The organism is uncultured Maribacter sp. (assembly GCF_963974015.1).
GTDB lineage: Bacteria > Bacteroidota > Bacteroidia > Flavobacteriales > Flavobacteriaceae > Maribacter.
Genome location: NZ_CAXBBZ010000037.1, coordinates 1 through 7977 on the forward strand (window position 1 = coordinate 1; position 7977 = coordinate 7977).

The 7977-nt window shown below is 34.7% G+C and carries 8 protein-coding genes; 7 read left to right on the forward strand and 1 reads right to left on the reverse strand.

Annotated elements, in window-relative coordinates; genetic code table 11:
• The 7 genes from AACZ41_RS17875 to AACZ41_RS17905 form a co-directional block, all read left to right on the forward strand.
• On the forward strand, positions 1-651 hold a 651-nt coding region (locus tag AACZ41_RS17875; RefSeq protein WP_339629964.1), incomplete at its 5' end, for an aldehyde dehydrogenase family protein.
• A gap of 14 nt (positions 652-665) precedes the next feature.
• Entirely contained in the window at positions 666-1040 is a 375-nt protein-coding gene (locus AACZ41_RS17880; RefSeq protein WP_339629965.1) for a DUF779 domain-containing protein, read from the forward strand.
• A gap of 116 nt (positions 1041-1156) precedes the next feature.
• Positions 1157-1378: a membrane protein insertion efficiency factor YidD gene (gene yidD, locus AACZ41_RS17885; RefSeq protein ID WP_339629971.1), complete on the forward strand. Its 222-nt coding sequence runs from the start codon at positions 1157-1159 to the stop codon at positions 1376-1378.
• 120 nt (positions 1379-1498) lie between these two features.
• Complete coding sequence (gene lgt, locus AACZ41_RS17890; RefSeq protein ID WP_339629966.1) at positions 1499-2461, forward strand: prolipoprotein diacylglyceryl transferase; 963 nt, start codon at positions 1499-1501, stop codon at positions 2459-2461.
• Positions 2461-2955 carry a DUF192 domain-containing protein gene (locus AACZ41_RS17895; RefSeq protein ID WP_339629967.1) on the forward strand — a complete coding sequence of 165 codons (495 nt, stop codon included), beginning with the start codon at positions 2461-2463 and terminating at the stop codon, positions 2953-2955. The genes lgt and AACZ41_RS17895 overlap by 1 nt, the downstream gene beginning before the upstream one ends.
• A gap of 35 nt (positions 2956-2990) precedes the next feature.
• The gene (locus tag AACZ41_RS17900) at positions 2991-3512 is read left to right on the forward strand and encodes a GNAT family N-acetyltransferase (protein ID WP_339629968.1); all 522 of its coding nucleotides are present in this window, start codon (positions 2991-2993) and stop codon (positions 3510-3512) included.
• Positions 3513-4745: an ATP-binding cassette domain-containing protein gene (locus tag AACZ41_RS17905; RefSeq protein ID WP_339629969.1), complete on the forward strand. Its 1233-nt coding sequence runs from the start codon at positions 3513-3515 to the stop codon at positions 4743-4745. It abuts the gene before it with no gap.
• Positions 4746-4798: 53 nt separating this feature from the next.
• Here the strand turns inward: AACZ41_RS17905 and secDF are convergent, their stop codons facing one another.
• Positions 4799-7768, reverse strand: a complete 2970-nt coding sequence (gene secDF, locus AACZ41_RS17910; protein ID WP_339629970.1) for a protein translocase subunit SecDF — start codon at positions 7766-7768, stop codon at positions 4799-4801.
• Between the last annotated feature and the right edge of the window lie 209 nt (positions 7769-7977).

Consider the following 7977-nt stretch of genomic DNA (forward strand, 5'->3'; position numbering starts at 1 on the left):
GCCAATATGTTTGCCTTAAACCAAGGTGAAGTCTGTACTTGTCCATCAAGAATGTTAGTTCAAGAAAGCATTTATGATAAGTTTATAGCACGTGTCATTGAACGCACCAAGGCCATAAAAATGGGACATCCGTTAGACCCAAATACAATGATGGGTGCACAAGCATCGAATGATCAATTTGAGAAAATATTGAGTTATATAAAAATAGGAAAAGAAGAAGGTTGCGAAGTACTCACCGGTGGTGAGCAAGCATACAACGAGGGCTTAGAAGGTGGTTACTATATACAACCAACTATCTTAAAGGGCAATAATAAAATGCGTGTGTTTCAAGAAGAAATATTCGGACCGGTACTTTGTGTAACTACTTTTAAAGATGAAGCTGAAGCCATCGAAATCGCTAACGACACTTTATACGGTTTAGGTGCTGGTGTATGGACTAGAGATACGCACCAAGCATATCAAATATCAAGAGCAATAAAAGCTGGAAGAGTTTGGGTCAACTGTTATCACTTGTATCCTGCTCACGCACCATTTGGTGGATATAAAAAATCTGGTATTGGTAGAGAGAATCACAAAATGATGTTAGCTCACTATCGACAAACCAAAAACATGCTTATATCATATGATAAGAAGGCCATGGGATTCTTCTAGAAAACAAAATAAAAATGAAAACTAAACGAGTATTGGTAACCGAAAAAGCAGCAGCTATAATTGCTCAATTAAAAAAGACACATGGTGAACTTATGTTTCACCAAAGTGGAGGCTGTTGTGATGGTTCTTCTCCTATGTGCTTTACAAAAGGTGATTTAATGCTCGATGATAATGATGTTTGGCTAGGTAATATTGAAGGATGTGATTTTCATATGTCAAAAGACCAATTTGAATATTGGAAACACACACAATTAACCATTGACGTTACCCCAGGCAGAGGTTCTAGTTTTTCACTAGAAATTCCCTTAGGCATACGGTTCTTAATTAGGTCAAGATTATATTCTGAAGAAGAAGCAAAACATCTAGAACCAATAAGAATTGGAGCTTAAAAAAATTATAACTATTCAAACAAGTCCGTATACAATACATACGGACTTGTTATTTTAATAGAATTAGCTCTTTTATATTAAATTTGCAGTATTAATTCTCGGCTTTGAACATTTCGATAAAAAAAATTCTGATTGCCCCTTTTGTACTACTGGTTCGTTTTTATCAATTAGCAATATCACCCTATACCCCAGCAACCTGCAGGTACTCCCCTACTTGTTCTCAATATACGCTAGAGGCTTTAAAAAAACACGGATTATTTAAAGGTGGTTGGTTAGCTATAAAGCGAATATTCAGCTGTAACCCATGGGGTGGTAAAGGATACGACCCTGTACCCTAAAAAGTTGAATTCGTAAAAATACTATCTTTCATAACTAGGTAAACTTTTACCCCAACTCTGTATTACAAAATCGATTTGTCTGTTGGCTATTTATTATCTTAGCCTTTCAAAACACAACACATGCATTTCTTAGGAATTATTTGGAATCCGAATGAAACTCTTTTCAATATAGGATTTATACAGATTAAATATTATAATCTACTTTGGATAACTGCTTTCGCCCTTGGGTGGTTTATCATGAAAAGAATTTTTACCAACGAGAAAAAATCGGTAGAACAATTAGATTCCCTTTTTATATATACTGTTTTGGGCACTATGCTAGGTGCTAGATTAGGGCATGTTTTCTTTTACGATTGGCCCTATTACTCAAATCACATTGCCGAAATTCTATTACCTGTTCGAGAAAGTGAATCGGGTAGTTTGTTATTCGGTTTAATAAATGGTTATGAATTTACTGGCTTCACAGGTTTAGCAAGTCACGGAGCTACTTTAGGTATTATTGTTGGCACTTACTTGTATACAAGAAAATTTCCTGAGTTCAGCATGCTTTGGATATTTGACAGAATGGTAATTCCGGTTGCAATCGGATGCTTTTGTGTTCGCTTAGGAAACTTTTTTAATTCTGAAATTAATGGGAAAATTGTAGATGAAAACTTCATTTTCGCCACGAAATTCATACGTGATTCAGATGATTTACATCCATCGAAAGCATTAGGCATTACTCAAGAAAAAACATTGAATGCCGCATATGCAGCAATCGAAAACAATCCACAATTTTCAGAATATTTGGCAGAAATTCCTTACCGTCACCCTGCTCAATTATATGAAGGTATATGCTATATATTCATATTCATTCTACTCTACTTTTTATATTGGAAAACTGACAAAAAGAATAAACCAGGATACTTATTCGGGTTGTTTTTCGTGTTGCTTTGGTCGGTACGTTTCTTCGTAGAATTCGTTAAGAAAAGTCAAGGTGGTTTTGAAGATACCTTGGGTGTTTTATCAACAGGACAATGGTTGAGTATTCCTTTCATTCTAACTGGTCTTTTCTTCATGTTCAGAAAAACTAAAAATACCTAATGCTAAGTTTCAAACGTTTAATTTGGGTTTTCATAGCAATTTTTTCGCTGATATTTTCCTCTTGTAAGGAAAATGCTAAAAAAACCATCTCCACACAACAAATTGAATTTACTCAGGAAGGAAATTTAAATGTGTATTCAAACACTAGTGATACTTTAAAAACAAAGTTCGACATAGAATTTGCTGAAACGGATTACGAAACACAAACGGGATTGATGTATAGAAAAGGTATGAAAAACAATCAGGCAATGCTTTTTATATTCCCTAATGAAGCTATACACTCTTTTTATATGAAGAACACTGAATTTTCATTAGATATCATTTATATAAAAGAGGATATGACAATTGCGAGCATGCAAGAAAATGCACAACCTTTTAATGAAACGAGTTTATCATCAATGGCTCCGATAAAATATGTTCTTGAAATAAATGGTGGTCTTGCAGAAACTTTAGGGATATCTATTGGTGACCGCGTTAGTTTCAGTCGCAACTAATTACGAATTCTACTATTAATTTAGTCAAGTGTAAAATGCCAGACTATGTATTGTTTAATGAAGAATCAGAACGCTTACTTTTTAAAAAAGTATCGCCATCTGATTTTGAAAACTGGCTCCCATTTCACCAAGAACCCTTAAGTAGTCAATATTGGTCAGGTATACCAAAAGACCCCATTACAGCATGTAACGAACAATTTTCAAGAATGCTCGAACGCTATGAAGAAAAGTCAGGTGGCATGAATGCACTTTTTTCAAAAGAAACCAATAAACTTATTGGTCTTGCAGGTCTTTTAGCTCAAAACGTAAATAACAAAGAAGAATTAGAAATAGGTTATTCTATTCTACCGGAATATTGGCGACAAGGTTATGGTTTCGAAGCAGCCAAAAAATGCAAAGATGTGGCTTTTGAGAATAAATGGGCAGATAGTTTGATATCTATTATCCAAGTAAATAATATTCCTTCACAGAAAATAGCATTAAAAAATGGAATGTATATAGACTTCAGCATTACCTATAAAGACAATCCTGTTCATATTTTTAGAATTAAAGCATAAATGAATCATTGGGTAATCTATATTGACAATAACTCTGCAAAAAAGAATTTCATAGAAGATTTTCAAAAGTGCAAAATTCCCAATGAACTAATAGAATACCAGCATAAGAAAGGACTTTTATACTCTCCTTTCACCTTAGAGAAACTTATAGACGAGGAAGACAAACACGACCATAAAATTATTAGCACTGACATTCAGTCTCTTGAAACAATGTCTAGCGGAGAGCAAAAGAAGGCCTTGCTTCATTATTTACTTAAAGAAAAACCAAATTTTATTATTTTAGACAATCCTTTTGACAATTTAGATATCTCATTTCAAAAAGAACTTAAAACTATACTAAAGGAACATTCAAGTCACATTTCTTTTATACAAATAGCGAGTAGAAAGGCAGATACGCTTTCTTTTATACAGAATTGCGGAAGATTGACTTTCGACACCTTTACTGAAATTCAAGATTCAACGTTTGAAAAGCAAACCAAGAAACACTCCTTTAGCGACCTAAGTATACCGCAGCCTTTAGAAAATCTAGCTAGCGCTAACAATCCATTAATACAGTTTAAGAATGTTAGTATTTCTTATGGAGACAAAAAAATACTTGACAATATCAGCTGGACTATAAATAAAGGGGATTTTTGGCAATTAACCGGAGCCAACGGAAGTGGAAAATCTACCATACTTTCAATGATTACGGGAGATAACCCAAAAGCATTCGGCCAGGAAATATATCTTTTCGGAAACCTAAAAGGAAGCGGTGAAACCGTATGGGATATTAAAAAGAAAATAGGCTACTATTCGCCTTCAATGACCAACAAATTTAAAGGTAGGCACACTGTAGAAAACATGTTAATCTCAGGACTAACCGACTCCGTTGGTCTTTATACAATACCGACCGAAGTTCAAAAAAGGGTTATTGAACAGTGGTTATTAGTATTAAATCTCTATGATATAAAAGATACCTATTTTAATAAACTATCAACAGGTAATCAAAGATTGGTGATGACTGCACGAGCCATGGTCAAGCACCCTCCATTACTTATACTTGATGAGCCCACTACTGGAATGGACGATGAATCTGCCGCTCTATTAGTTATATTAGTAAACAAGATTGCACAGGAAACCAATACGGCTATTCTATATGTATCTCACAGAAAAGAACCTAACTTAGAACCAAAGAGTGTTTACACCTTAGAAAAAACACCTTCAGGTTCGATTGGATATATCACTACCACATAAAAAAATCGCTATCCTTTTGAGATAGCGATTTTAAAAGTTGAGTTAGTAATAATTTATTCTTCTTTACCAGAAGTAATTTTCTTGCTTAATGCATCGAACATTACAGGAGTTGCAATAAACACAGATGAATATGTACCTACAACGACACCTACTATCATTGCGAACATAAATCCTCTTAATGATTCACCTCCAAATATGAAGATTGCAAGTAATACTACTAATGTAGTCAAAGAGGTATTCAAAGTTCTACCCAAAGTACTGTTTATAGCGTAGTTAATATTCTCGCCGCCTTTCCAGCCACGTTCTGCCAATGTTTCGCGAATACGGTCAAATACAACCACTGTATCGTTCAATGAATAACCGATTACAGTTAATATAGCCGCAATAAATGCTTGGTCAATTTCCATGTTAAATGGCATCAACTTACCGAATATCGAGAAAACACCTAATACTATCAATACATCATGGAATACAGCAACAACGGCACCCAATGAGAATTGCCATCTTCTAAATCTCAATAAGATATATAGGAATACTACCGCTAAAGAACCTAAAATAGCTAAAAACGCATTGTTCTTAATATCGTCCGCAATTGTAGGACCAACCTTTACCGATTTCAAAATCCCTACAGCTTCATCATCTACACCACCTAAAATGAAAGCATCTTTGCTGATACCATCTGGTAAGTATTTCTGAAGCGATGTATATAATTTATCCTGAATCTCAGTATCAACTTCAATACCTTCAACATCTACTTTGTAAGGAGTCGTAATTTTTACTTGATTAGATTCGCCATATGTTTTCACATTGGTACCACTTCCAAAAACCGTATTTAATTCAGATGCAATTTCAGAAGGATTAACTGGTTGTTCAAAACGAACTGTATAAGAACGGCCACCTACGAAATCTACACCTTGTTGCAATCCAGGTCCAAAGAATAATGAAAACAAACCAACAGCCACCAAAACACTTGATAGTATGTAAGCTATCTTTCTTTTAACCAAGAAATCAATATTTATATTCTTGAAAAGGTTTTTAGTAAAACTAGTTGAGAAGTCTAAACTTCTTCCTTTACCCCCAACATACCAATCTACTAATAAACGTGTAATGAATATAGCGGTAAAAAGAGATGTTATAATACCTATTAATAAGGTAGTTGCAAATCCTTTTATAGGTCCTGAGCCAAAAATAAATAATATAACAGCAGTTAAACCTGTAGTAATGTTAGCATCTAAAATAGAAGACAAGGCATTTCCAAATCCGTCAGCAACTGCTTGGCTCTTTCCTTTACCTTTTGCCAACTCTTCTTTGATACGCTCAAAAATAAGCACGTTCGCATCAACGGACATACCAATAGTTAAGACAATACCGGCAATACCAGGTAATGTTAATACCGCATTTAAACTTGTCAGTACTCCGAAAATCAATAAGATGTTCAATAATAAGGCAATGTCGGCAAAAGCACCAGCTTTACCATAATAACCGATCATCCATAATAGAACGATCGCCATTGCGATTAAGAAAGACATAAAACCACTATCAATAGCTTCTTGACCTAAAGAAGGACCAACAATTTCTGATTGAATAATTTCTGCAGAAGCAGGTAATTTACCAGCTCTTAAAACATTCGAAATATCTTTAGTTTCGTTTACCGTAAAATTACCAGTAATCTCTGAACGACCTCCTGATATGGGACCAGATGAAACACCTGGAGCGGTATACACCTTGTTATCTAAAACAATAGCAATACCTGTTTGGTTTGTATAAGCGTCACCAGTTAATTTCTCCCATTCTTTAGCACCTTTAGTGTTCATGGTCATAGAAACTGCAGGCTTACTGAACTGATCAAAATCTGCACGAGCATCACTTACTACATCACCACTAATTCTAGGTGTACCATCACGGTTAGATTTTAATGCATATAAATCGATTACTTCAACATCTTCTGAAGCTGGTCTTTCCCATACAAATTTCGTGAACTGAATATCAGCAGGCAATAACCTTCTAATTTCTGGCATTCTTAAATAAGAACCGATAGTTGCCGTATCCTTAATAGCTGCACGAAACATTGCATTAGTTCCTGGGTTAGCAGGAATCAACAATTCGTACAATGGATTTACCTGTGTTGCTAAATCTAAAGAATCAGCAGAAACATCAGACAATAATGAATCTAATTCAGATTCCTCCTTTATCTGCTCTGGTCTTTCTACCTCTACAATATCTTTTAATTTTTCATTCGCTTGAATAAGGAATGTGCTAAAGCTTGTGTTGCTTTGTTTGTAAGTTTCCCAAAACTCTAATTGAGCAGTACTAGACAAAAGGTCTTGAGCACGAGCAATATCTCTAGCTCCTGGCAATTCTACCAAAATACGGCCAGAATTACCTTCTCTTTGAATGTTTGGTTGAGTAACTCCAAAACCATCGATACGCTCTCTTAATACTTCAAAGGCAGAAACGATAGATTCATCAATTTTTCTTCTGATGATAGGCTTAACCTCATCATCTGACATTTGAAAATTGATTTCATCACTAAGACCTTTGTTGGCGAAAATATCAGGTGAAGCTAATTTAGTTTCTCCTTTAATTTTATCGAATGCTTCGAAGAACAATTCAATATAAGTGTCATCACTATTTTTAGACGCAGCATCGGCATCGGCCAAAGCTTTATTAAAAACTGGGCTTTTTGTATTGTTGGCCAATCCCTTAAGGATGTCTTTAACCGAAATCTGAAGTGTTACGTTGATACCACCTTTAAGGTCAAGACCTTTATTCAACTCTTTCTTTTTGGCTTCATTATAATTGGTATACCCAAGAATACTGTTGTTGCCAATAGAGTCAAGATAGTTTGCAGCTACAACTTCCCTTTTTACTACGTAGCCATCTTCCGCTTCCGTTATACGGCTCGCTGCGAAAACGTTCGCCTCTTTTTCTACTTTGCTTGTGATGAAAGTATAGGATAGCTGGTAGATACTAACTAACCCAAATAATAAAGCAAAAAGCTTTATAAGTCCTTTGTTTTGCATTTTAATAATATATTTAGTTTATGTTGATTAAGATTTTGTGTAATTTAATAATCTAAAGCAAACTACTTTTACTCGAAGTAATTACATTCCTTAGAGATGCTTTTTTGTTGGAATTAGCTATTCCCATAAACATTAGGTCCTGCCCTAACTTCTGGAATAGTCTGTGAAGTGTTATCTATTGCAATTGCAATATTTCTATTAATCTTAAA